The organism is Bifidobacterium sp. KRGSERBCFTRI, from assembly GCF_025908335.1.
In genome coordinates, this window is record NZ_CP109653.1 from 2909761 (window position 1) to 2934866 (window position 25106).

Genomic DNA, 25106 nt, shown 5'->3' on the forward strand with positions numbered 1-25106 from the left:
GAAGAATGTACATTGAACTCGCATTGGCAAGTGTTACACATATATACTTGTCGAGGCTCGGAAATGGGCATCGGGATATCACGGCAAACAAAAACGGCCACCGCGAACGGCGACCGTTGTAATAGATAGGGGCTAGATTGGTTCAGGCCTCGGAGACCTTCACCTTCTGGCCTTTCTTACGACCACGCTTCTTCATCACACCCTGCTCGGCCTTCGCCGCATTGAACACCAGCATATCCTCGGAGTTCAGCAGCGTGCCCTTGATCTGTGCGTAAGCCTCCTGATCGTCCTCGACTTCGGGGAACTCGAAATACGGCCCCATTGCGTCAAGCACGAACTGCTGGTTCAGCGTCACCGAAGCGGTGGTCTTGCCTGGAATGAAGAACGGAATCGCATTCGGGTTGCTTTCCTCGCATGCCTTGAACGCGAACTGCTTGGTGGTCGGGTTGATGAAGAACTCAATGAATTCAGGGCGCCCAAGTTCAAGCACGGCGTTCTTGTTCAACCGAGCGTAGTTCTTCGTGACTGTGAGTACGGAACGACCGGAGGCCGTGTTCGGGCTGACTACTTCGAATCCTTGCAGAGACGACATATACAAACTTCCTTACGTCGACAGACGGATTATTTCGTAACAAACTGAGACCGTATGTCACAGCGATACATGCTCAATATAGCATCTTCAGTAGAGATTATTGCCTGATTTCACATATTTCGGTAAAAAGAATGCCTGATTTACAGGAGTCTTTTAGAATTTTCCGAGTCAACCCTAATCCGTGAAATCCATAACGCCATATACCACGCATGCTGCACCTGCACGAAGGAGGAGACACATTGACCATCAACCACGCTAGACTCGTGGCACGGGTGGCATAATTCCACTACATTCGACGCCCCATGATCCGGGGTGGAGTCCATTTGTTACGGCACGATAAGGAAGAGGACCGTTCCCAGGGCAGATGACGAACCGTCGGCTGCTGGAAATCCACGAAGAAAGGAGACTCATATGGAGGCAACCAACGGGGATTCCGAGAAAACAATGCAGTCAGCACAACGCCATCGGCATACGGACAAGGTTTCTTCACCATTCCCCGAACTCATTGGCAAGGGACTGCGCGAAAGCTGGAAGATGATGGCCTTGTTCCTCATCATCTCCATGGTCGAAGGCATTGCGTTCATCACCACAACGGCGCCACTGACCATGGCGGATCCCGACATGCATCTTCCATCGACCTATGCATTGGCCACCGGTCAGTCGTTCAATATCACACGGGCACCAGAGTCCCACCGGCAATATGACCCACGCACTTCGGAGGTTCCCAGCAGCATGCCGGTCGGCGGCAGACAATTGCTCACAGGAGAAGCACGATATCTCCAAGGCAGCGTGAATGGGGCGAAAAACGCTCTGGTGGAATCGATCAACCCATTCGATCTCACCAGAAACGACGAGTATGCCACGCAGTGCGACAGACTGAACAATCTTGCCGAGGGGGAACGTATCATCACAACACCCACGCGCAGTAACCAGTACATGTTCTTCGCCTACATTCCGCAAGCCATCGGCATGAAATTCGGCTTCCTCACCCATGCCAACCCAAGTACCTGCATCAACTACGCCCGGGCTTCGAATCTGGTTTGTTATCTGCTGTTGTTCCTGCTCGCCATCGCTGTGATTCCCACAGCAAAAGGCATCATCGCACTGCTGGGCATGCTGCCGTTACCTGTGTTCTGTTCAAGCACTTTGATGACAGACGGCACACTATTCGCCGCAGTCGCCTTGTTCATAGCGGTATGCGTACGTCTCATGCAACGCGAACGCCGTCTGAACAACTGGCAGGTTGCAGCGCTCACTGTAGGCACCTGCCTGATATGCTTCCTCAAATACGTGTACATACCAATCATTCTGCTGCCATGGCTTGCGTGCAAAGCACTGTCTGGAAAGCAGAAAGTGTGGTACACAGCATCGACCGTTCTGGTTGTCGGCGCCACAGTGCTGTGCTGGCAGAAATTCTTCGGATACAACCCAGAACGCGTGGAAGGCCTATATGCCTATAATTTCAACGCGGCACTGCATAATCCCTTTGGAACCACGTTCCGGATTCTAGCCAATGTGTTCCTGACCACATTCAACATGGTACAGAGCAATCCCACGTTAATCGTCTGCCTCATTCTTTTGCTCATTGCATGGATGTTCGGCCAGGACGCCCGCATCGCCGTTCCTCGGCGCACCACCATGCAGGTTTACACACTTGTCGGATTCATTGTGTTTGCCACACTATTCCTCATGTACATCCCGTTCCTGCTCACCTGGACGCTTCCCTCCGAAAGTCTCAGATTGGATGGCCTGCAGGTACGCTACTATTATCCGATTCTGCCTCTATTGGTAATCCCCTTCATCTACCGCTACAAGACCGGAACCAAGGATCTCGTCACTGTCCATCAGTGACGGGCTCATGCGAGACCTCGTCAACGCATGCACGGTAGGGCTCGCTGACGCTTGGATGACGACCAGATGCCGCGATGTAGGTCTGTGCCGCGAAGGCGAAACGCGAACGATCCTTGCGGGCGAACACCGCGAGCACCAAACCGGTGAACACCGCAATGACTCCGATGATCATCAGCATGGTGGATCCAATCAGCAGCGGGAATCTTCGTACCATGCCGGTCTGTGCGAATTCAATGCACACCCACAGCGCCAAGCCAAGCCCAACACCGCCAATGATGCCTCCCAATGTGCCGAAGAACGGCAACGGGCGGTTCTCATAGGCCAAGCGGAAAATGAGGTTGAGCACCTTCGCACCATCGGAGAACGTGCTCAGCTTGCTGGTGCTGCCCTCCGGCCGATCCCGGTACTGAATTGGCACCTCCGTCACACGCAGCTTGCGATCCAGTGCGAAAATGGTCATCTCCGTCTCGATTTCGAAACCATTGGACATGACCCCGTACGCCTTTGCAAACAGATTGTCGAACACACGATACCCGCTCATCACATCGCGAATCTGCGCGTGGAAGGTGCTATTGATCGCGGAGCGGACCAAGCGGTTGCCGGTATTGTGGAATGGGCGTTTATTTTCGGTGAAATAGGTCGAGGAAAGTCTGTCGCCGACCACCATGTCCCAGCCTTGGTCGAGCGTGTCCAACAAGGTGTGCACGTCTTCGGCCGGGTAGGTGTCGTCACCGTCCACCAGCACATACCGGTCCGCATCGATGTCACGCAGCATTCTGCGCAGCACATTGCCCTTTCCTCGTTCAGGAGCCATACGCACGATCGCACCCGCATCAGCAGCTACCTGTGAGGTGCGGTCGTCACTGGCGTTGTCGTACACGTAGATAACGGCATCCGGCAATTCGCGACGGAAGTCTGCCACCACCTTCCCTATCGTCTGCTCCTCATTTAGGCACGGTATGAGTACTGCGGTCGTCTGGTGAGTGGTCATCGTCGCGTCTTTCCGTTCGTCATACGGTTTCTAGTGATGCGGTCTCCAATGTAGTACCTCTGCAGTACGTCCACCCATCAATTGACTGGACACGAATTGAGGTACTCCACATTCGTGTTCTCGGTGCCCATTGGCGTCTGGTCGACGGCAAGACGACTCGCCGCCTGTTTCGACGTCGTTACATCGAAGGTGTAGGTCACCTTCTGTTCCGGCCTCACCTGTGCCAGCGAACGGTACATGATCGCCGCGTTGAATGAATCCATGGCCGGAACCGAACCGGTTCCCTGCACCTTGAAATTGCTCAATTCACCGCCATACGGCGGGTAGAAGAACACCTTATCGAGGCTGGCACCCTCATTGTAGGGGAACTGGCCGGTGATGTACCAGCTGAGCTTGCCCACCTCGTCTTCCTTGAGCGTGTTCTCCAACGTGTACTCCACCTGATATTTGTAGGGTGCAGAGTCGGTGCAGATCTGCTTGATCTTCGTGGAACGCTTGATATACCAACCCATCTTGGATGGGTTCTGTTCGGTGAGGTAGACGCCCAATGTGGGGTTCACCTTGTCGGTGGGCAACGTGGCGGAGAATCCGGCGGCCTTGATGAGGTCCTCCAACGATGGCGTGAATGAGTACATCGCCAGATGGCGTTCTTTGGCCAATGTGCGCAGATCTTTGGCGAGTGAACCAATCGTCTTCATATCCATATGCTTCATCAACGTGCCCACGCAGGCCTTCGCCACGATGCCGAAGTAGGCGTTCGTCTCCTCCGGCTCATGTTCGGTGTATACCGTATTCATCATGAATTGGGCGGTGTTATTGCCATTGAGCACAGTGCCATCCGGCAGTTTCACGTCACCGGTGACTTTCACGAGAGCCTGCACCACCACCGGATCAACCATAATGATGCCGTTGAGTGTGGTCTTCTCGCCCCATGGCATTCTCTTCCACAGCGAGAGGAACGCATTCGCCGTCATTTCGGTGTCGGTGAAGTTGGCCAGATCACGTACGTCATACGTCATATACAACGGTCCGTCATTCATGAAAATGCGTTTGGTGTCGAAATCCACATCTGCACCTCCTTCCTTGACATACGCGTCATTGGGAAGGAATTCACCAATCTCAATCTTGCCTTTGTTGAGAGTCAGCGTACCGATGGCCCCGATAAGGCCGCCGGACATACGCATCTCCGCAGGTGTCATTGCCATGACCGCATAAGTTTGGGGCTCCTTGTACCCCAGATAGCTCGGCAGATCCTGCATAATGGTTTCCGCCTGCTTGAGCAGCCCATCGGCTGTCCCCACATATCCCTTGGCCATGTTGACCAGATTACGGACCACGCCGATCGATGGTTCCGGAATGTCGTTGATGCGTGCGAGCTGGCTCATCAGATCACTGTTGGCCTCGACGAAATTCACGTATTGCGCGGTGACGGGTTTGATATTGACCTGACCGTTACTGAACAGCTTGTCCGACATAATGTTGGACGCGATATCTATGTATTTGGGCACCACATCTTGGCTTACATCCGCAACAATCTGGGTCAGATCTTGCGCTGCACCGATGTTGCTGCCCATGCCCGGCCATGATCCAATGAAATTCCATAGGCCGTTGTGCGTGATGCGGTTGGCTTTTCTGGTGTTTTCCTGCATCTTCGAGACGGCGTTCGGCAGTTCCTTCACATTGCCGCTCATCGCGGTGCGCCTGATGGTGTCGATGGAGCCGAGCTCGTAATTCTTCACCATCATTGCCTGCACGCCAAAAGTGCCAAAAAATGCAACGAGCACTGCAAAGATGCCGATGAGTGTCCAGCCCCACCATCGGATACGCTTGTACCACGGGCGCTTTGGAGCGGCGACCTCCCGCTCCTGTGAGGCTGCCGGTTCGGATTGCGGTGCGGTTCCTGCAGACTCCGCAGACTGATCGATGCTCTTCTCAATCTCGGGTTCATTGCCTTCTGTTCGGGACATGCCCACCCTTTCGTACCGGATCGGGATCCAAATCAATGTCTTTCAAGAATAGGGGTGCTGCAGTACAAGAAGCGCGAAAGGTTCGCTCGGAACACTTTCCGGAACGAACCTTTCGCACATACATCCCCTGCGCTGTCGATGCATCAATCGTCGATGGTGCTGAGGAACCGGTGTTCGGCAACGTCGAGCAGGTGCTTGCCGTACGGGCTCTTGCCATACCGTTCGGCGGCGGCAAGCAGCTGGTCACGGTCGATCCAGCGGTTCTCGTAGGCAATCTCCTCGATCACCGAAATCGGCAGACCCTGTGCATGCTCCACCGTGCGCACGAACTCGCCGGCTTCGAACAACGAGTCCATGGTGCCGGTGTCGAGCCATGCATAGCCTCGGCCGAGCGTCTGCACGTGCAATGAACCATCGTCAAGGTACATGCGGTTCAGGTCTGTGATCTCCAGTTCGCCTCGAGGTGATGGTTTGACCTGCTTGGCGAAGTCGACCACGCGGTTGTCATAGAAATACAGTCCGGTCACCGCATAGTTCGATGCAGGGTGCTCGGGTTTCTCCACAATGCTCACTGCCTTGTGCTCCTTGTCGAACTCAACGACACCGTAGCGTTCCGGGTCATCGACGTAGTAGCCGAACACCGTGGCGCCATGTTCGAGCGCGGCTGCCTTGCGCAGTTGGCGGCCCAAACCGTTGCCGTAGAAGATGTTGTCGCCGAGCACGAGGGCGCATGCATCGTCACCGATGAAGTCCTCACCGAGCAGGAAGGCCTGAGCCAGACCGTCCGGGCTTGGCTGAACCTTGTACTGCAACGAGATGCCGTATCGGGAGCCATCGCCAAGCAGGCGCTCGAAATTCGGTAGATCCTTCGGCGTCGAGATAATCAGGATGTCTCGGATTCCCGCCATCATCAGCGCACTCAATGGGTAGAAGATCATCGGCTTGTCGTACACCGGCAACAACTGCTTGGAGGTGACCGTCGTCAGCGGGTACAGGCGAGTGCCGGAACCGCCGGCAAGAATAATGCCTTTCATCTGGAACCCATCCTCACTTCTTCAGTTCGACTTCGACATAGGCCTTGAGACTGTCATGCCAATCGGTGGTCTCATAGCCGGTCTCCTCGATCTTGGCCAAATCGAGCGTGCTATTCGTCGGCCGTGGGCTCACCGGAGCCTTCGCGCTCTCGAAGTACTGCTCGGTGGAGATCGGACGCACCTTGTCTCCATTGCCATTCGTCATGGCGAACACCTCGGCGGCAATCTGTGCCCAGCTCACCACGTCACCGGAACCAGTGAGATCATACGTGCCATACGGATCCTCATCATCGAGCAGATGGAATATGGCAGCTGCCATGTCATCGGTGAACGTCAGACGGCCATATTGGTCATCCACCACCGTCACCTCATTCAATGCATCATTCGGATCAGACACCTTGTTCGAGAGCATCATCATCGTCTTGACGAAATTATGCCCATTGCCGATGACCCAACTCGAGCGCACGATGTAGTGCTTCGGGGCGTTGGCGACGGCGATGTCGCCGGCAGCTTTCGTCTGGCCATATACGCCAAGCGGCGAGAATGCCTCATCTTCGTCGTGCACCTTGGCGGTACCATCGAACACATAGTCGGAGCTTACATGCACGAGGGTCAGATTGTGCTCGGTGGCCACTTTCGCCAGCAGCGCCGGGCCAAGTGCGTTGGCCTTCCACGCCGTCACACGCCCTTCGGGCGTCTCGGCCTTGTCCACCGCCGTGAATGCCCCAGCATTGATGATCGTGCCGTACAGGCTCCAGTCATACCCCTCATAGGCGGCAGGATCCGAAAAATCGAATTCGTCGATGTCGGTGAATTCGAATCCTTTGAGATCATGCTCTTCAACATACTTGCGAATCGACTGCCCAAGCTGGCCGTTCGCACCGGTGACCAATGTGCGCTTCGGATCCATTGGCTTGGCATCCTTGAGCATCGGGTGATGCAGGTCCGCTTCGGAGAGTTCGGCCTGCTCAAGCGGAATCGGCCATTGGATGTTGAGTTCCGGGTCGGCCAGGTTCACGAAGGTGTATGTCTTCTTCTGTTCGAGAGACCAATGCGCGTTCACCAAATACGTGTAGGCCGTGCCATCCTCCAACGCCTGGAAGCTGTTGCCCACCCCGCGCGGCACATATATCGCCTTCGACGGGTCAAGGCGCGTCGTATACACCTGCCCGAAGGTGTCACCCGGACGCAGATCCACCCAGGCACCGAAGATCTCGCCGGTGGCCAGCGAGATGAACTTGTCCCATGGCTCGGCGTGGATGCCACGGGTCACACCGCGTTTCGCATTGAAACTGACATTGTTCTGTACCGGCTGGAAGTCCTTCGGCAAGCCGAGTGCCGTCATCTTCGCCTTCTGCCAGTTCTCTTTGAACCAGCCGCGGTTATCGCCGTGCACCGGCAAATCGAAGACCAACAGGCCGGGAATATTCGTCTCCGTGACCTTGAGTTCCTTTTCAAATTCCATAGTTCACGCTTTCCACATCACTGTTGCATGTCTGTACATGATGAATCCGCCGAGTTGCGGCGGATTCAAAGCATTCACTGGCCCTGGGCCTTGTACTTGGCCTCGGTGGCGGCTTTCGCCGGCTCCCACCACTGCGGGTTGTCGATGTACCATTGCACGGTCTGACGCAGGCCGGACTCGAAGTCGGTGTGCGTCGGACGCCAACCCAGCTCGGTCTGCAGCTTCGTCGAATCGATGGCATACCTGCGGTCGTGGCCCGGGCGGTCCTTCACCCAGTCGAAGGCGTCCTCCGGCTGACCCATCACGCGCAGAATGTCGTGCAGCACGGTCAGGTTGTTGCGTTCACCGTTGGCGCCGATCAGGTAGGTCTCACCCAAACGGCCAGTGGTCAGAATCGTCCACACCGCGCTCGAATGATCTTCGGTGTGAATCCAGTCACGTACATTGAGACCATCGCCATAGAGCTTCGGGCGAATGCCTTCGATGATATTCGTGATCTGGCGCGGAATGAACTTCTCCACATGCTGGTACGGGCCATAGTTGTTCGAGCAGTTCGAGATCGTGGTGCGCAACCCATAGGTGCGGTGCCAGGCGCGCACGAGCATGTCGGAGCTCGCCTTCGTCGATGAATACGGGCTTGACGGATGGTACGGCGTTTCCTCGGTGAACTTCGCTGGATCATCCAGAGCCAGGTCGCCATACACCTCGTCGGTGCTGATGTGATGGAACCGCACATCATACTTGCGCGCCGCTTCAAGCAGGCGGAATGTGCCCTCGACGTTCGTTTTCACAAACGGTTCCGGATTTGCAATCGAGTTGTCGTTATGCGACTCGGCCGCATAATGCACGATGGCATCATGCCCCGGCACCAGTTCGTCAAGCAGCTGCGCATCGCAGATGTTGCCATGTACGAACTCGACACGATCGCCGAGGATCGGCTTGATGTTCTCGAGGTTGCCTGCATACGTAAGTGCATCGAGCACCGTGATATGCACATCCGGGTGATTGTTGTACACGTAATGCACGAAATTCGAGCCGATGAAACCGCAGCCACCGGTTACAATGATGTTCTTCGGAATGAATGCGTCAGTCATAGGCATCAGTTTAGCAACTACCAACTATCAGAACACCCAGCTTCACTGTGGTATCGATCGGATTCAGCAGCATATTGGGCACATGTCTAATCCATGCTTTCTCCTTATAGGAGTATCTTGAAAACCGAAACATCTCATGAGGAAAGTAGTCATCCATGCAACCTGAAATTGAAATTCTCATGGCTACCTATAACGGCGCGGAATATATTGAGCAACAGATTGAATCCATTCAGCAGCAGTCTGTGCCCAATTGGAAACTTAGCATCTCCGACGACTGCTCCTCCGATGGAACGCTTGGCATTCTTCAGCGAATGGCGAATCACGATACCCGAATCAACATCGTTTCACAGGGAGTGAAGTATGGTTCTCCACAAGCCAATTTCACTTTTCTCATGAGTCAGGCATCAGGTCAATACGTGTTTCTGGCGGACCAAGATGACATCTGGCATACAAACAAGCTGGAACTATTCATGCAACGCATGCATAACGCTGAGGCACGGTATGGGAAGAATGCACCTATCCTCGCCTTTTCCGATCTTGTGGTGGTAGATGCAAACAATCATGTTATTGCACCATCATTCCTGCGATTCATCGGGCGCAACCCTCATCGGACACAGCTCAATGAGCTTCTTGCACAGAATCTCGTCACAGGTTGTGCAAGCGCAATGAATACAGCTCTACTGAACGTCATTCAATCTTGGGATCCCGAAAACGCCAATCGTATGATCATGCATGATTGGTGCTACGCCCTCATCGCAGCCACGTTGGGGCATGTGGTATATGTGGACGAAGCAACCGTGAACTATAGGCAACATGGGGACAATGCGATGGGAGCGCACAGTTACTCGGCATTGAAAACGTTCATGAGTCTCGTAATCCATCGCAATTCGATTCGCAGGCAACGCGTCACGCATATGAACCACATGTTGGATCAGGCGACCTATATACGTGATGCCTTGTCTGATCTTCAGCAGACTCGGAATCTCATAATCCTTGACCAGTACTGCGCTTTGCCTCAGATGACAAAACGTCAACGCACACACACACTGTTCGCATACGAATTCTGGCCGAACAAGTTCATGGATAGAATCGTCCAACTAGCGACCATACGTGCGTTGTAGTCTAGCGTTTCCTCACCATTGACATGATGAACGATTCCTTGACAAGTACAAGCAAGCCGCCATCAGCGACGCAAAACACCAGCGCTGCGATGATGATCTGCACAAATGGGTTCCACCCACGCATCGCATAACATATGCCAGCGGTCACTATGGATGCCACCGCCCACGCAAAAGCAATCTTCCAATAATCGGTATATTTACGGACTTTCCGCATGAAGTCACGAAGAATATAGGTGCGAATGCAATAGACGGACAGCTCCGTAAGCACAAGTCCAAGTGCAGCACCATTAATGCCCCACAAAGGAATGAAGATGCATTCCAGAACAATGGCAATCACAAGACCAGCCACATTGGTATACGTATAGACCTTTTCCTGATCGGAAGCGACCATGTATTGCGATTGCATGGAACCAATTGACCCAAGCAGCACAAGTGGTGCGCCGATTTTCAATGCAGCATTGCCGGGAAGATAGTCATTGCCCCCAAGAATCATGATCAGCGGATCGGCGCAAATGACCAAGGCGGAAATTATGGCCAATCCCAACATCAAGAGGAAATTGAAATTCTTCGCCATCAACTTGGTCGTCTGATCATGCCCCTCCTGCGCCTCGTAGTATGAGAGTCTCGGCAGCATGACGCCAGTGACCGATCCTCCGACACCAGTGCACATGTTACGAATCTTGAATACCAGCTGATACAAACCCAGCGCATAGTTCGAGCTGAAAAAACCAAGCAACAACATGTCTATCTGGCCATACATGCCCGACGTGATGCTGGAAATGCTGAACGCGAACATGGGTTTGAAATGACGCCGGATGTTCATCTCATATTTTCGTGAAAAAGTGACGAATGAACGTAGCCGAAGAATATTCAGAACATTCGAGCCCGTTGTACCAAGTACGGTAACTGCAGCATAGGCCAGATAATCGTTGGTTTGACGTACGAAAACAAACAGCAGCACAATGCTCGCTATTTTGAAGAGAATATTTCGTACTGTGATGTACTCGTATTGTTCGATGGATCGATAGAACCATTCCGCGCCGCATGCGGAAAGCCATATCGAGGTGCCCACAATGAACATGAGGGGAAGTTCGTCATGGGTGCGGGGCAGCAAAAACACCAGTACAACGAATGCGACGTACACAACAGTTGTGGAACATATCAGAATGACAAGCAGCTCCTGAACCACCACGCTCAGTTTCTCGCGATCGTCTCGAAGCTTTGCACACTCTCGGGTGCCATACATATTGAAACCCAGCAAAGCCACAAGAGAGAAATACCCTACGAAAGTAAACGCCCAGGAAACGATGCCGTTGTTGTCGGGCCCCAGCACGCGGGATACATACGGCACCGTGATCAGAGGGAATAGGAAGGTGGAAGTGGTCAGGATTGTATTCATGACCACGTTGAATTTCACTGAGCGTATCTTTGGCTGTTTCAGCTGCCTGCCCATGTATATCCTCAATTATCTACTTGGATTATTTTGAGTTGACGTACTGTTTCAGTACCTTCAATGAACGCACATAGTTATGCAGCGTGAAGATCATCTTCCTACGCTCATCTTTCCTCATCATCTGGTCGGTGGAGACATCCTCCATATGATCTACCCGGATGCGCTTGTCGTACCACATCGTCAGGTGCCGGGCTCGGCATCGCATCAACAGAATGTCTTCCTCAAAATAGAGGAAAGTTCCGGAGTCGAATGCGCAGCTGAACTGCTTGACGAATGCCGGTGTAAATACAAAGCACGCACCATGGAGCTTGTAAGGTTTGCCGGTAATGGCATCTGCCGTGGCATTGACATGCTCGGGCAATGCATTGGCATCGGAATGCGTGAGTTTTGCCTTGAGTCGGGTCAGCGGGCCGAACAGGTGAAGGTGCAGCAGAAGCAGAATCACCTTGAAGCGCCATATCTGACGATCCACCTCCGCGCGGGTGTCGATGATCGAATAAATCGGGTTCGAGTGCGAACCGTTCTTGCCCGAAACGATGTCCGGACCAATCACCCCCACATCAGGATGCGCCTTGAAATCCTCCTCGCACAGCTCCATGAAATCATCGCAGGAAATGGTGGCATCGTTGTTCATCGTGACGATGAAATCGCAATGCAGGCGATTCCGCGCATATTCATACCCGGTATTATTGCCGCGGGCGAACCCTTCATTCACTGCGTTATGCAGCAATGTCACGGTGGAATCAGCACCATACTTGCGTTGCAGCTCCTCGTAGCTACCATTGGCCGAGTTATTGTCCACCACCACGATGACAGCTTGAGGGCAATGCGTTTTGATGGATTCGATGCAACCTGCCGTGGCATCTCCCGCAAGATAATGCAGCACCACGAATCCGAATTTTGCAGCAGTCATGAATCTCCTTCAGCGGTATCAGCCCTTGGCACGCAAGGCACGTACCAGAAGCGAACACAACGTAGCATTTCGCATCATCGTGTATTTGAATCGAATTGCAGGGCTCAATGCGGAAACATCAATCTGATCCAATCGTGGCCCCAATGCCTGTGCACGAGTCCGAGCCGCCTGCTTGACGGATTGGGGGTCGGCGAGCATGATGACCGCCTTCAGTTCCTGGAAATACAGGTTCACCTGCTCCTCGTTCCAAGCCCGAAGCAACGTCGCATCGCCATCGAGATGGTACTCACGCATGAGTCGGGCACGCTCGTCAATGGCCGGATGGTATAGACCCCTGGCATTGTTTTTGTAGGTGCGCGCGCTCAATCCGCCCATACGGTAGTAATACCCTGCATAATCCACATACACAATCTCGTGCGCCAGTTGGAAAGCCTGCATATTGAACAGATTGTCTTGCATGCGAGGCAATGCTGCGTCGAACTGCAGTCCATGCTCCTGCAGGAAAGCGTGCCTGTACAGTTTGCCCCACGGCACTCCAATGGCCGTGACGAATCCTTTGGGCTGTGCATATGAACCATCCATCAATTGACGGAACAGTTCCACCTTCTCATCAGCGGCACGGGCCGTGAAGGATTCAGGGAAGAAATGCTGCCTGGCGGAACGCTGGTCATCGAATGCCACGCAGGTGCTCATGGCGATATCCGTATTACGTTCGGTGGCTTTCAGCAGGGTGTCGAGATAGTCAGGAGCCACATAATCATCCGGATCGATGAAGCACACCCATTCGCCTTTGGCATGAGACAGTCCATTGTTACGGGCCACGGATACGCCGGAATTGTTCTGATCAATGAGCTGAACACGACCATCACGCTGCTCGTAGCCCTCGAGAATGGAGACGGAGGCATCGGTGGAACCGTCATTGACGGCCAGCACCTCGAAATCCTCGAAACTCTGGTCGAGGAGCGAATCCATGCATGCGCCTACGTATTCTTCCTGGTTATATACCGGAATGATCACCGAGATCTCAGGCATGCCCCTCACTCCCCTCATGGGTCAATGGCGTACGAGCCACCAATGGCAGACTGCTCATACGTCTACTGTAACGCCAAATGAAGCTGGCATAGCCGTACGCGGCCACGAGCAACAGGAACGCGCAATTCTGTACCGGCGCAGTGATGAACACGATCATCACGAATCCGGCGAAATACCACATGTGCCAATCATGGGAACCTAGCACCAGCAGCACAAATGGCACGATCATATAAAGCGCCAGCACTAATCCACCATGGATGAGCAGGAACAGCAAACCACTGGTATATCCCATGCCATCGCGGTAGGCGCTCATATAATGCGTCCAGATGTACTCGTCGGAATCGAATCCGAATCCCGTCAGCGGGCGCTGCCACCAAATACGGAAGCCTTCAGTGAAATCAAGCAAGTGGGTTTGGCCGGAATAGGACGTGGCCATTTTGGAGATTACAATGCGCGTGCCTGCGACCACGGCAGCGATGGACACCAGAGCCGCAACACTGAGCAACGCATAGCGCAATCCTCTGCGCTGTACGTGAAGCATGGCCTTCCATAGCAACGGCACCAACAGCACCAACACGTAGAGCGCACCCCCAGTGGACAGGGATGTGACAAGTGCGCCGATAATGCAGAGATCGGCGCCCCAGTGCACTTTCTTGCCTATATACAAGTCGATGGCGAGTACCATACCGTAAAAAGCCACAGCGCAGGGTGGTTCATTGAAAATCGACGAGTTTCTCCACACCGTCATGCCCAGCACATGAGCATCCTGCACATTGTAGTACACATCTGCGTACGAATAGATCGGTGGTACATTATGCACCCAACTCAATCGCTCGACGTGCGAGGGGGGCAGCAGAAGGAAGGAGCTGGCCGCCCATAGCACCACTGATATGGCGGCGAATACCGCCGCCACCACCACCAAACGGTTGAGCAGCACCTTACGCACATATTCGTGGCCACGCATGAGCATGCACCCCATCAATGCAGGTACGATGAGCGCATATTGGAACCAGGTGCCGTTCGTGTACCCCGATCCCCCATGAGACACCGCCATTACCAACTGCCCAATGACGGTGGCCAGCACGAGCACGAGCATCGCAGACCCCACGCGATGCAGACGGTGCCGCGCCTCGCGCCAACAACACAGCATATACGCCATGCACACGGCGAGCAACACGAAGCACGAGAGCGAGAAATTATCACCCGCAAGCGCCCACAACGAATTCGAGTTGTAGATGATGGCGAGAACAAGCGCGTAATCCATCAACGCGTTCACCACCTCACGAATTCGCGGGCTATATTCCGCCTGCCGTTGAACGGTTTCGGTGGTGTCTGTCACTTCCTATACTCCACAATCTTCATCTTCATGCCATCGTGAATGCCCCGCGAATAGGCGCGCAGTTTTGCAATGCGATGGTTCTCGAACAGCAATGACAACGCCATGAGCAACGGAATTTCCGTAAGCCCCTCGCCACCGGTGTGCCTATGGTATTTCTTCCAATACACAATGCGGTTGCGTGACTGGTAGTAGCAACGCATTGGCGAATATCCGAGCTTATACAGCGGCTGCCATTGCACACCCGCCGACGTGTTGCGAGGCACCTTCAGCCAGGTACGCTCGGATTTGCCCTTCTCGTGCAACAGATAGACGGTGTTGTCTTTGACAATCTCATAGCCGTTCAATATCAGGCGCTCATTGAAATCGAAGTCCACGTAATCGATGAACAAGTTGTCATCGAAGCCACCAACCTCTAAGGCCGCTGCAACATCGACCAAGGAACCCGAAGTGATCGCGCCATGCTTGGCAGCATGGGTCAGCCGCTCCAACGGCGGCATCTTCTGCGCTTGCCACTCCTCCTCGGTCATGCGGTTGCGGTCGAGTATGAATGGGCATACCAACGCCACGGAACCGGTGAGGTGCCGTTCCAACTCGTCGCACATGCCTTCCGTGGGTACGCTGTCTTGATCGAGCAGCAGCATATGCTTGAACCCATGCTCCTTGGCGGCATCCAACAACCTGTTCAACGCAAAGGCTATGCCCCTGTTATTCGGGTCGGCTTCGACCCTCAGGGTCGTATATTCCGAGTCCGCAAGCGAGCGGATATCCGCGACGTTCTCCGATCCATTGTCGAAGACGAACACCGCATCCACTTGGCTGGCGGTGTTATTCAGGTTCGCGCGCAACCGTTCGAGATCGGGATTATAGGTGACTATCCCTGCGCAACGCATACGGTACCCTCTCTACAGCTTGTGTTCGAACAGCAGCGATTTTACACGCGTGCGCAGATTCTCCTTCCGCGCACTCTGCTCGGGCATGTATACCGGGTATTCCTTGACCCGCAGCTTGCGCGCGTTCACCCATACGTTGAGCAGACGCTCGGAAAGGAATCCGAAGAGCCGCTGATTGTATGCGTCATACTTCGACACATCGATGCGGCGCTCGGCCTCGTCGAGAATACGGAACAACCACGTCATATAGGCGTCGAACCGTTCACCCGACATGACGAACATGTTGTAGGCATGCAGCGAATGGCTCTTCAGCAGTTCATCGAGCGCCGGCACATACTCCGGACATTGCTCCTGCATGATCGAGCGCACGACCTCCAGATCATCCAGGTTGTGGAACTGGGCGAACTGGTCTCCTATGGTCTTTCTGAGCACCCAAGGTTCGGGGAGCACCACATCGTATTGTTCGAGGTCGCGCGAGAATTGTTCGGCCGGAACAATCTGCGCTTTCCGATGGTCGATGTAGAAATACCGGCGGTAGTGCACAAAGCCGATGTTCGCGTCACGGTCATCACGGTTCTTCCACACCCAATACTGCGCGGTGAGCTCGCAGAACCCCGGATTCTTGGCAGAGATGTTATCGCCGGTATTGTCTTTTACCTCAATGGAGGCATGGTTCTTGACCGCCCCTGCAAGAATGGGAACATACCCAGGAAGCTGGGGTGCATCAAAATCCTTGTGACTTACGATATACATGATCGTCTCGGAGGAAACAGACACTTTATCACTCCTTCCTGCCATGAGATTTGGCGGCAGCCCTCTGACCATTGCGATTGCCGATGAGACGGAATCCGCAATCAACGGTGAATCGCATTGCTTCAATCACATGCCCTTGCCTGAGCAAACCGCCAAGCGTGTACTTGACCAAGGAGAATCCTTCGCCAGACAATGACGCATCGCCAAGAATGTCTTTGTGCTTGGCAATCTCCACGCCCTGAATGTAGTTGCGTTTGTACTGCTGCTTGAAGGTGAAGTTGTGAGAATGAATCACCGTGGCGTTCGCTTCATACACGATCTTCCACCCTGCATGTAGAAAGCGTGCGGCAATGAACATATCTTCGTTGGTCAGCACATCTGTTTCGAAACCACCGACTTCCAGATATGCCGTACGACGATAGGCTGCACACACATCGGTAGAGTGGAAGGCCTTGATGCCCAAGCTCGGAATATCGGCCTTGGTGATCACCATGGATTCATCGCCATACGAGTACTTACGAACGAGTGCCTCTGCCGGGCGCGCATCCTTGCGTGGAAGTTGACGCCCATATACCAGCGCCACTTCATCGTCTGCGAATGGAGCCACAATCTTCGCAATATAGTCATTGCCACTTGGCATGGCGTCCTGCGTGAGGAACAGCACGAAATCACCAGTGCTCTCGCGAAGCATCGCATCGCGCGTACCACCGTGATTGAAATTCTTGCGATCGATGACGATCAGTTTCACCTCGGGATGGCGCTTGATCATCTCCTGTGTGATGTCTTCAGACGAGGAGTCTACAACAATGATCTCATCGGGTTTACGCGTCTGTTGCTCCAGTCGTGTAAGCAACGTGTCGATCTGCCTGCCCGCATTCAGCGTAGGTACAATGACCGAGATTGCGCCATCCACCAACTCGTTTCCTCCCACGTCTCATACGCCATTACACTATTCATTCCGAGCTCCGGGAACCTACAGGAATGGTAACAGCATACGCTGATTGCGTTCAGCTCAGCTCAAATCGCAGTGGTATTGCGTAGGTTTCATACATGTCACCTTCCACCTTAGAATTCACCATCAAGAAGACGTTGGTAGATGGTTTCCTTACCATTGACCGTGGTTGGGTAATCAATCTGATAGGTCAGTTTGTTTATGTAGGTACTGCTAGGAATCCGCGGCTGCGCCTCAGTGGAATCCATTTGCTCACTCAGTGCAAAGCGCCCCTCGTTATTCGCTGGTATGGCATCAATCATGGCTGTGAATTCAGCATGACGTGTATAGGCCACCGACAACATGACATCGAGCATGAAATACTCGGGGATTCCTTTCCCCCGAGTGACGAGGTGCGTCAGCGAACGCCCCGCGTAATCGAATAACGGATTGCCTTGGGTGCTGGCGATGAAATACGAAGTCCAATTTCTCGTGGGATTCTTCTGATGCACCGGTATCGAGTATATGGGGTGAGTGAATACCTCAGGGTTTATGTCATCCGTCAAGTAAACGGTGGCATCGATCCACGCGCCGCCATGCTGGTACAGCAGCGTGCAACGGATGATGTCCGAGAGCACCGCCATCGGAATCTCACCACATTCCGCAGCCTGCACAACACTCTCATCGATGGATGCGTACTCATGTAGATTCTGCTTCGAAATAACGTGAACCGGATGCCCATTGGCATGTTTGCGAATGCTGCGCACACACGCCTGGATGATGTCCGGAGCCTGATTGTCAACTCCTTGCCACCACATGACCCAGATCGGCGCATTCGCACATTGCTGTTCATCAACGGCAGGAATAGACATGCTGTATGGAAGGTCTTCCATCAATGTCGACCATGTTGCCTGTGATAGATCGGTATAGTACCGGTCCACGCCTATGCCCACCGTATGTGCCAGATAACCCTCCATGGCAAGCTTTGGCCCGAACAGGCGCCATGCGCTTACGCATTCCTTGCGGTATCGTTTCAGCTTTGTCCGAATATTGTGAAGCTTTCCCATAGCCGCCTTCCATGTATAAAGGTGCTCGGCCTTCCGAGGAAGGATCCAAGCACCTTGGGTGTTATCAGTCACGGCGGAAGAGATCGCGCGTATACACCTTGTCGGCGGCATCGGCGAGATCCGACTCATTCCATCGGTTCGCCACAATGATGTCGGAACGATTCTTGAAGGCATTGAGATCATGCGTCACTTCACTGCCGAAGAACTCGGCATCGTCGAGCGTCGGCTCATACACGAGCACATCGATGCCCTTGGCCTTGATGCGCTTCATGATGCCCTGGATGCTCGACTGGCGGAAGTTGTCGGAACCCGACTTCATCGTGAGACGATAGATGCCCACAACCGGCTTCTCCACACCCTCGAGCTTGGAGAGAATCTGATCGGCGATGAAATCCTTGCGCGTGCGGTTCGATTCGACAATCGCCCCGATGAGATTCTGCGGCACATCGGCGTAATTGGCCAGCAGCTGCTTCGAATCCTTCGGCAGGCAGTAGCCGCCATACCCGAACGATGGGTTGTTGTAATGCGTGCCGATGCGCGGGTCGAGGCACACGCCGCGAATGATCTCGGCGGTGTTCAGACCACGGCTTTCAGCATAGGTGTCGAGCTCATTGAAATAGGCCACACGAAGCGCCAGATACGTGTTGGCGAACAGCTTGATCGCCTCGGCCTCAGTCGTGCCGCACACCAGTTCCGGAATGCCTGTGGAACCATCGGCGTTGAGTCGATCGTTTTCCTCTGGAGCCGCGCCTTCTGCAAGAAGCATCGCGAAGGTCTGGGCGGCTTTCACCGCCTCCGCATCATCGGTAGGAGCTCCCACAACAATACGGGAAGGATGGAGGTTGTCGTAGAGCGCATGGCCCTCTCGCAGGAACTCGGGAGAGAAGATAATCTTCTTATCCCCCGTCTTCTCACGCAACTGAGCCGTATAGCCTACCGGAATCGTCGACTTGATGACAATCCAGCAATCCGGGTCATATTCACGAATCGCCTTGATGGCGGCCTCAACGCTGGAGGTATCGAAGTAGTTCTTCTTCGAATCATAGTTCGTTGGCGTGGCCACCACAGCGTAATCCGCTCCCGTGTAAGCAACAGCTGGATCGAGCGTGGCCTGAAAATCAAGATCCATCGTGCCGTCGCGCTTGCCATCGAGGAAACGAGTGATCTCGGTATCGACAATCGGGCTCTGGCAATTGTTGAGCAGTTCGACCTTCTCGGGAACGATATCGAGCGCATGCACCTCATTATGCTGCGACAGCAACAACGCAACCGACAGTCCTACATAACCAGTTCCAGCAACGGCAATCTTCATAGTAGCTCCATTTTTTATGTTGTTAATATGCTATTACATTAATATATTGAATTATCTGAAATAACTAATCTGATTATTCCACTCACTTAGCAGGAGATGAACACATTCTAAGAATTCGAGCTATTTCCTCCTCCTAAGCACATTGACTATATAATTCAGAATTGGATTCTTGAGCATCACCGACGACAAGAGGAATGATACTCCTCCCATGAGCACACAGGTTATAAAAGAGAAGAAAACATTTTTGATAACAAAATTGAATACTTCAACAATTATTGTCATTATCAATGTTGAAACAACTGTTTTCCAAATTACATTCTTTCGTATGCCGAAGGACAGAGTCTTGCTAGCGAACCACGCCGTGGTCGCCGTAACAAAAGTCTCACTCGCAACAGATGCAACAGCCGTGCCATTCTGGGACAACAACGGAATCAAGGCGAGATTGAGAGTAATGTTGATTAATGCACCGCCAATAGTGCAATACAGCAGTTTTTTCTCTTGGTCGAATGCCAGCAGTACCTGAGTGCCAAATAAATTACTAAACCCTAATGCATAGATTAGTAGTGACATAATTTGCATAGTAAGAATGCCTGCGCTATAGGCATCTCCGAAGAGAATAAGAACCAGTTGTCTAGAGGTGCATATAAGTCCAATCCCAATCGGGAGAAAGCAGAAGAACAAAATTTCAAACACACGACTTACGATGCTCGCACATTCTTCGTAGCGTTTCTCGACCTTATACCGACTGATGCGAGGAAGCAACACGCCTCCCACTGCAGTAATCACTGTAATGATGATGCGAATAATTTTATCAGCATTTGTGTAATATGCAACTGCTGCATTATTGGACATCAATCCCAATATTGTCACGTCAAGTAATGTGTACAACTTAATCGAAATGATGGTTGAGAAAATCAAAATAATTGGCTTGATATGTTTTTTCAATTCAATATTACTGAATCCTAAACCAATATTAAGTTTATGTAAATGTCCGACATTGAATATATTATTAAGCCCGATGGCACACACGCCAATTAGTGCATACCAGACATAATCATTTTGGCTCCGCACGAATACGAAAAGCGCTGCAAGAGAAACAAGTTTCACAATAAAACTGCGAACCGCGATAAAGCTATAATCTTCTAACCCCTGATAAATCCAATCAACATTAATGTAATTAAGGAGGATGCTACCGCCGCATACAATGTACAGAACCAAGTTCTCTTTGAAATTTGGAACTACGAAGATCATGGCACAGTATGCAATCGCCGCAAGAGTAGTGGAGATTGCATTGATTGAGATGAGCTCTGTAAATACTCTCTTTGTCCCAGCTTTCGAATCCCGCGCATGCGCAACTTCACGTATCGCGTAGTTGGGGATACCCAGAGATGCGAAAATCACAAAATACGCTACCCAATTCTGGGCCATCGCCACCAAACCTACGCCCGACGGCATAAGTACACGTGCCACATATGATGCAGAAATCAGCGGAAATATAACATTCAAAAGCTGGTAACAAACATTAAAAATAGAGTTTTTAGCCAGTGAGTTACTCATATATACACCAATTAAGCTATTCTACAGAACAGAAATCCCTCTCACGCTTAATGCATAAAAATAGAACGAACATCTTCTATAAATTTATTCTTCTCTGCCTTAATCGTTGACCTGTACCCATCAAAGTCACGCATCCTTCGATCATAGTCGACAAGGCATTCTCGTATCGTCTCCACAATCGCAGGAATACTCGTGACGGAATCCTCGAACTGATATTCCTCGGGAATCGGAACGTCATCATATGCAGCCGATCCTCTTTTCCCGGTAATCACACAGCATCCTGAAATTGCTGCCTCACGAGGGAATCTATCTTTACCGGGGTGATCTCCAAAATCTATATAGACCTTGGAGGTCTTCAATTTTCCCCGAACTTCTTCATTACTCATGTTCTCCAATGGAACCCAGTTCAGATCAGGAGCAGCTTCAATCAATTGCCTAGTAAATTCAATACCTTTTTTTGGATTATATAACACCGCATTATTGCGATATGAGATAGAAGTATCTTCTTGATATTCTTCATTAATGTAGTCGGAGAGATATACGATATTTGTAAAACCGCGTTTCTTTAGATAATCCTCGGCATAATACGATTGAACGAGATTCTTACTTACATTCTTGCGTATATACGAAAACCCGTAGCGCCAAAAACCATGCTTTGTCCATGTAAGAAAATACCTAGTTAACTTGTTCTTAATTATATAATGTAAATTATACCTTTTCAGGTAATTATCTACACTCAACCACCAGCAATACTTGGTCGCATTCTTTAGAAAATGAATATCTTCGATGTTGACTTCGGGAAATACGACAATCGAATCAGCTCTATCAGGAATCTGTTCGAATAAACAATACTTCTTCACATATTTTTTGAAAGCTGCGTTTACAGGAGAGAGTTTATCTTCCTTATTATAGGCTGTGTAAGCAATTATGGCCTTCACCCCATTATTATTAAGAACATGCACCAATTGGTGAAGCAATTCTGGGCCACCACTTTTTGAATACGCAGGACAAACCACGTAAATAGCAGAATAAGCATTATTAGAGACAGTCATAATTTTATAATCCTTCATACATAAAAATTTATAAATTCAAACAGATTGCTTATCAAAATTTATTAAACAGAGTACGTGAATCTCTGATAGCTTTCAGAATCGCCCGCACACGCTGAATTCGATTTGGGTCGAATACAAGGGTATGCACAATAGCGGATTGAGGTGATTGAAGCTGGATGTGCATCCTTTTCAGGAAGGAGCCGTATTTTTCTCGCACATAAAGGAGATTACGAATTTGATAGTAAGTGCGGAAAACCGAATGCCCGCTCCTATGACCCCGCCGAATAACAATTTTCCCTTGCTGTATTCTTGGGAAAGGTAATCCAGATGGTTCTATATGCCCAATTTCATGAGTCAAAACTACCGTATTGATACGATAACTACAATACCCCTTCATCAAAGCTCGAATATCATACTCCGTATCAACTAGATCAATGAACAGCTTTTCGTCAAACCCTCCAATTGCTTTCCATGCGTCCAAGTTGGTTAATGAACCAGATGTGATAGGGAGGAGACACACTTCCTTCTCTGGTAAATCGCTTGTATCTACTCTGACATTGATGTCGGAAATAATTGGTGACACGATTGCTACGTTATCCGTCCTATATCTAATCAGGTTACTGTACATGTTCTCACATGCCTCGCTGTCCTGATCGAGGAGCAGAATATCTCTCTCATCTCTTTCAAGGGCATAAGCACATAGACGATTCAACGCGTAAGCAACGCCTTTGTTGCTGCCCTCGGTAGCAATGTGTATCTTATCGCTCAAAGAGGCAGCGAGTGCAATCACTTCTTTGTAATTGTCTGACCCGTTATCCCAAACAAGCACACTACCCACTTGAGGAAGGATTGCATTGAAATTTGCTTCTAACCGTTTTAAATCAGGATTAAAGGTGGTGATCCCGCAAACAGACATATTTTCTCCTCTGCAACACTTAAGTATACTCTAAATTACTACACAGGTTTCAAAATATATCAAGATCGTGTAATTAGTTAGAACTACTTTTAACTAGTAAGCGCCACTCGGGTGCAGCACTGTGCCAATCGTGCGCAGAATGTACACGACATCACCCATGACGCTCCAGTCCTGCACATAACTCACATCAAGCTGACGGCTCTCCTCCTCATTGAGGTCATTGCGGCCGGACACCTGCCAGGGACCAGTGATGCCGGGCTTGACCAACAGACGTGTCGCATAGACCGGGTCATACTCGGCCACCTCGAATGAACGTTGCGGGCGCGGCCCCACCACACTCATCGAACCCATAAACACATCGAAGAACTGCGGAAGCTCGTCGAGACTCGTCTTGCGAATGAAGTTACCCACCTTCGTGATGCGCGGGTCGTGCTTGAGCTTGTACCGGGCTCCCAATTCCTGCCCTTGCGCAGCCAATACCTCTTTCAGGTGTGCGTCGGCATCCACACGCATCGAACGGAACTTATGGATATAGAACGGCTTGCCGCGCAAGCCGATACGCTCCTGCTTATAGAACACCGGACCGCCGTCTTCAATCTTGATCGCCAACGCCACGATCAGCATGATCGGCGAGCTCAGAATGATCGCAATCGTCGACACCACGAGATCGAACACGCGTTTCTTAATCTGTGCGGAGGGGGAATACTGAGGCAGACTGATCGTCATGATGCTCATACCCTGAATGTTGCGCATCTGCGTGGCATGCTCGGCAATGTCAAGCGCAGAGGTGATCAGCGCAATCTCAAGATTCACGGATTCCATCTGCAAAGCAAAAGTGCTCAGATTGTCGGAGAATCGGTCGAGCACATCGGTGACCATCACCGTCTGTGCGCCGGTTTCCGCAATCCGTCCAGCCAGCTGGGGTCCATATTCAATCACATCAATCGGGGAATTCCATGACTCATGCACTTCCTTGCTGAGCAATTCGGTGTTCGGATCCGCCTCAATGAGCCCCGTCTCGCTATTGACCCGAATCGGGCACAGGCGAATTGGCTTGTAATTGAGCTGTCTGCGTTGATTGAGGAACTTGAGAATCTGCCCAATACCCTCGGGGGAACCGACGATGACGGTCGGGTACGAATACTCCCCTTTGCGATGTTTACTGGTGAGAATGACGCGCGCGATGAAGCGAACGATCATTTCCGCCACCCACACAATCAACGAGGTGAGGCAGACCATGTAGAAGAATATGTTGCACTGAATGATGAAATTCAGCGCGCAAATCGCCACCCAGGCAATGAAGCCACCCTTGAGTAGCAACATGTTGAGCTGGTATCCGTCGGCGAACACATGCCGGTGGTACACCCCCGCCACATGCATGCAGTAGACGTAAATCGCCGCGCAGGCAGCGGAATACAGCCACGGGTCTATCGGCAGATTCAGTTGCAAACGAGTCGTCACTAGATTCGTGCCATGCGATACGACCAGCACAATCATGCTGGTAGCGAAGTAGACCAACGCATCGAACAGCATGAGTGCCAGGTTCATGACGAAACGCCATCGCAGCACCCTGCTGGAGCGGACGTCCACTTCCTCAGCGAGCTGAGCATCGCTTTTCGCCTGTGCCATGGCTCTCCCTCATACATGCCGTCCGTGGCTCTTACCTATTCAGGACTCAATACAGATGTCAATCATATCGCAATGCTCACACTGCACAATCAGCGACCTGGCCCACCGGCTAAGTTCACGAGCAGTGAATAGTACAGGCCAGTTCTA

Annotated in this window: 21 protein-coding genes; 2 read left to right on the forward strand and 19 right to left on the reverse strand. The window is 51.8% G+C overall.

What is annotated here, in order from left to right:
• Window positions 1–142: 142 nt before the first annotated feature.
• Window positions 143–592, reverse strand: coding sequence for a hypothetical protein (locus OGI63_RS12415; RefSeq protein WP_004218309.1), 450 nt, complete (start codon window positions 590–592; stop codon window positions 143–145).
• Between the two features lie 411 nt (window positions 593–1003).
• Here OGI63_RS12415 and OGI63_RS12420 point away from each other — a divergent pair, with 411 nt between their 5' ends.
• Complete coding sequence (locus tag OGI63_RS12420) at window positions 1004–2443, forward strand: DUF2142 domain-containing protein (protein ID WP_004218310.1); 1440 nt, start codon at window positions 1004–1006, stop codon at window positions 2441–2443.
• Here OGI63_RS12420 and OGI63_RS12425 read toward each other — a convergent pair.
• The 5 genes from OGI63_RS12425 to rfbB all read right to left on the reverse strand — a co-directional run bounded on the left by OGI63_RS12425 (window position 2427) and on the right by rfbB (window position 8994).
• Window positions 2427–3434, reverse strand: coding sequence for a glycosyltransferase family 2 protein (locus tag OGI63_RS12425; protein WP_012619772.1), 1008 nt, complete (start codon window positions 3432–3434; stop codon window positions 2427–2429). The two genes, OGI63_RS12420 and OGI63_RS12425, sit on opposite strands and share 17 nt — an antisense overlap.
• Before the next feature lie 77 nt (window positions 3435–3511).
• Window positions 3512–5401: a DUF4012 domain-containing protein gene (locus OGI63_RS12430; protein ID WP_004218312.1), complete on the reverse strand. Its 1890-nt coding sequence runs from the start codon at window positions 5399–5401 to the stop codon at window positions 3512–3514.
• A gap of 143 nt (window positions 5402–5544) precedes the next feature.
• Window positions 5545–6435, reverse strand: coding sequence for a glucose-1-phosphate thymidylyltransferase RfbA (rfbA, locus tag OGI63_RS12435; RefSeq protein ID WP_004218313.1), 891 nt, complete (start codon window positions 6433–6435; stop codon window positions 5545–5547).
• Between the two features lie 13 nt (window positions 6436–6448).
• A complete protein-coding gene (locus OGI63_RS12440; RefSeq protein WP_004218314.1) occupies window positions 6449–7900 on the reverse strand; it encodes a sugar nucleotide-binding protein in 1452 nt (483 codons plus the stop codon).
• 74 nt (window positions 7901–7974) lie between these two features.
• Entirely contained in the window at window positions 7975–8994 is a 1020-nt protein-coding gene (rfbB, locus tag OGI63_RS12445) for a dTDP-glucose 4,6-dehydratase (protein ID WP_004218315.1), read from the reverse strand.
• A 155-nt stretch (window positions 8995–9149) separates the two neighbouring features.
• Here rfbB and OGI63_RS12450 point away from each other — a divergent pair, with 155 nt between their 5' ends.
• Entirely contained in the window at window positions 9150–10115 is a 966-nt protein-coding gene (locus OGI63_RS12450; protein ID WP_004218316.1) for a glycosyltransferase, read from the forward strand.
• A gap of 1 nt (window position 10116) precedes the next feature.
• On the opposite strand, the gene OGI63_RS12455 is transcribed toward OGI63_RS12450, so the two are convergent.
• From OGI63_RS12455 to OGI63_RS12515, 13 genes are all read right to left on the reverse strand, one after another.
• Window positions 10117–11568 carry a flippase gene (locus OGI63_RS12455; protein ID WP_004218317.1) on the reverse strand — a complete coding sequence of 484 codons (1452 nt, stop codon included), beginning with the start codon at window positions 11566–11568 and terminating at the stop codon, window positions 10117–10119.
• Window positions 11569–11593: 25 nt separating this feature from the next.
• Window positions 11594–12481 carry a glycosyltransferase gene (locus tag OGI63_RS12460; RefSeq protein WP_004218318.1) on the reverse strand — a complete coding sequence of 296 codons (888 nt, stop codon included), beginning with the start codon at window positions 12479–12481 and terminating at the stop codon, window positions 11594–11596.
• Window positions 12482–12499: 18 nt separating this feature from the next.
• On the reverse strand, window positions 12500–13513 hold the full coding sequence (locus OGI63_RS12465; protein ID WP_004218319.1) for a glycosyltransferase: 1014 nt from the start codon (window positions 13511–13513) through the stop codon (window positions 12500–12502).
• Window positions 13506–14852 carry a hypothetical protein gene (locus OGI63_RS12470; RefSeq protein WP_004218320.1) on the reverse strand — a complete coding sequence of 449 codons (1347 nt, stop codon included), beginning with the start codon at window positions 14850–14852 and terminating at the stop codon, window positions 13506–13508. Before OGI63_RS12470 ends, OGI63_RS12465 begins: the two co-directional genes overlap by 8 nt.
• Window positions 14849–15742 (reverse strand): glycosyltransferase, encoded by an 894-nt coding sequence (locus tag OGI63_RS12475; protein ID WP_004218321.1) that lies wholly within the window; start codon window positions 15740–15742, stop codon window positions 14849–14851. The genes OGI63_RS12470 and OGI63_RS12475 overlap by 4 nt, the downstream gene beginning before the upstream one ends.
• 12 nt (window positions 15743–15754) lie before the next feature.
• Entirely contained in the window at window positions 15755–16519 is a 765-nt protein-coding gene (locus tag OGI63_RS12480; RefSeq protein WP_004218322.1) for a DUF4422 domain-containing protein, read from the reverse strand.
• 4 nt (window positions 16520–16523) lie between these two features.
• Window positions 16524–17408: a glycosyltransferase gene (locus OGI63_RS12485; RefSeq protein WP_004218323.1), complete on the reverse strand. Its 885-nt coding sequence runs from the start codon at window positions 17406–17408 to the stop codon at window positions 16524–16526.
• A 152-nt stretch (window positions 17409–17560) separates the two neighbouring features.
• Window positions 17561–18493: a capsular polysaccharide synthesis protein gene (locus OGI63_RS12490; RefSeq protein WP_004218324.1), complete on the reverse strand. Its 933-nt coding sequence runs from the start codon at window positions 18491–18493 to the stop codon at window positions 17561–17563.
• Window positions 18494–18557: 64 nt separating this feature from the next.
• Window positions 18558–19805, reverse strand: coding sequence for a nucleotide sugar dehydrogenase (locus tag OGI63_RS12495; protein ID WP_004218325.1), 1248 nt, complete (start codon window positions 19803–19805; stop codon window positions 18558–18560).
• A gap of 120 nt (window positions 19806–19925) precedes the next feature.
• A complete protein-coding gene (locus OGI63_RS12500; protein ID WP_012619777.1) occupies window positions 19926–21362 on the reverse strand; it encodes a flippase in 1437 nt (478 codons plus the stop codon).
• 47 nt (window positions 21363–21409) lie between these two features.
• Window positions 21410–22432: a hypothetical protein gene (locus OGI63_RS12505; protein WP_014482347.1), complete on the reverse strand. Its 1023-nt coding sequence runs from the start codon at window positions 22430–22432 to the stop codon at window positions 21410–21412.
• A 34-nt stretch (window positions 22433–22466) separates the two neighbouring features.
• Entirely contained in the window at window positions 22467–23330 is an 864-nt protein-coding gene (locus tag OGI63_RS12510; RefSeq protein WP_004218329.1) for a glycosyltransferase, read from the reverse strand.
• Between the two features lie 93 nt (window positions 23331–23423).
• Window positions 23424–24959, reverse strand: a complete 1536-nt coding sequence (locus OGI63_RS12515) for a sugar transferase (RefSeq protein WP_012619778.1) — start codon at window positions 24957–24959, stop codon at window positions 23424–23426.
• Between the last annotated feature and the right edge of the window lie 147 nt (window positions 24960–25106).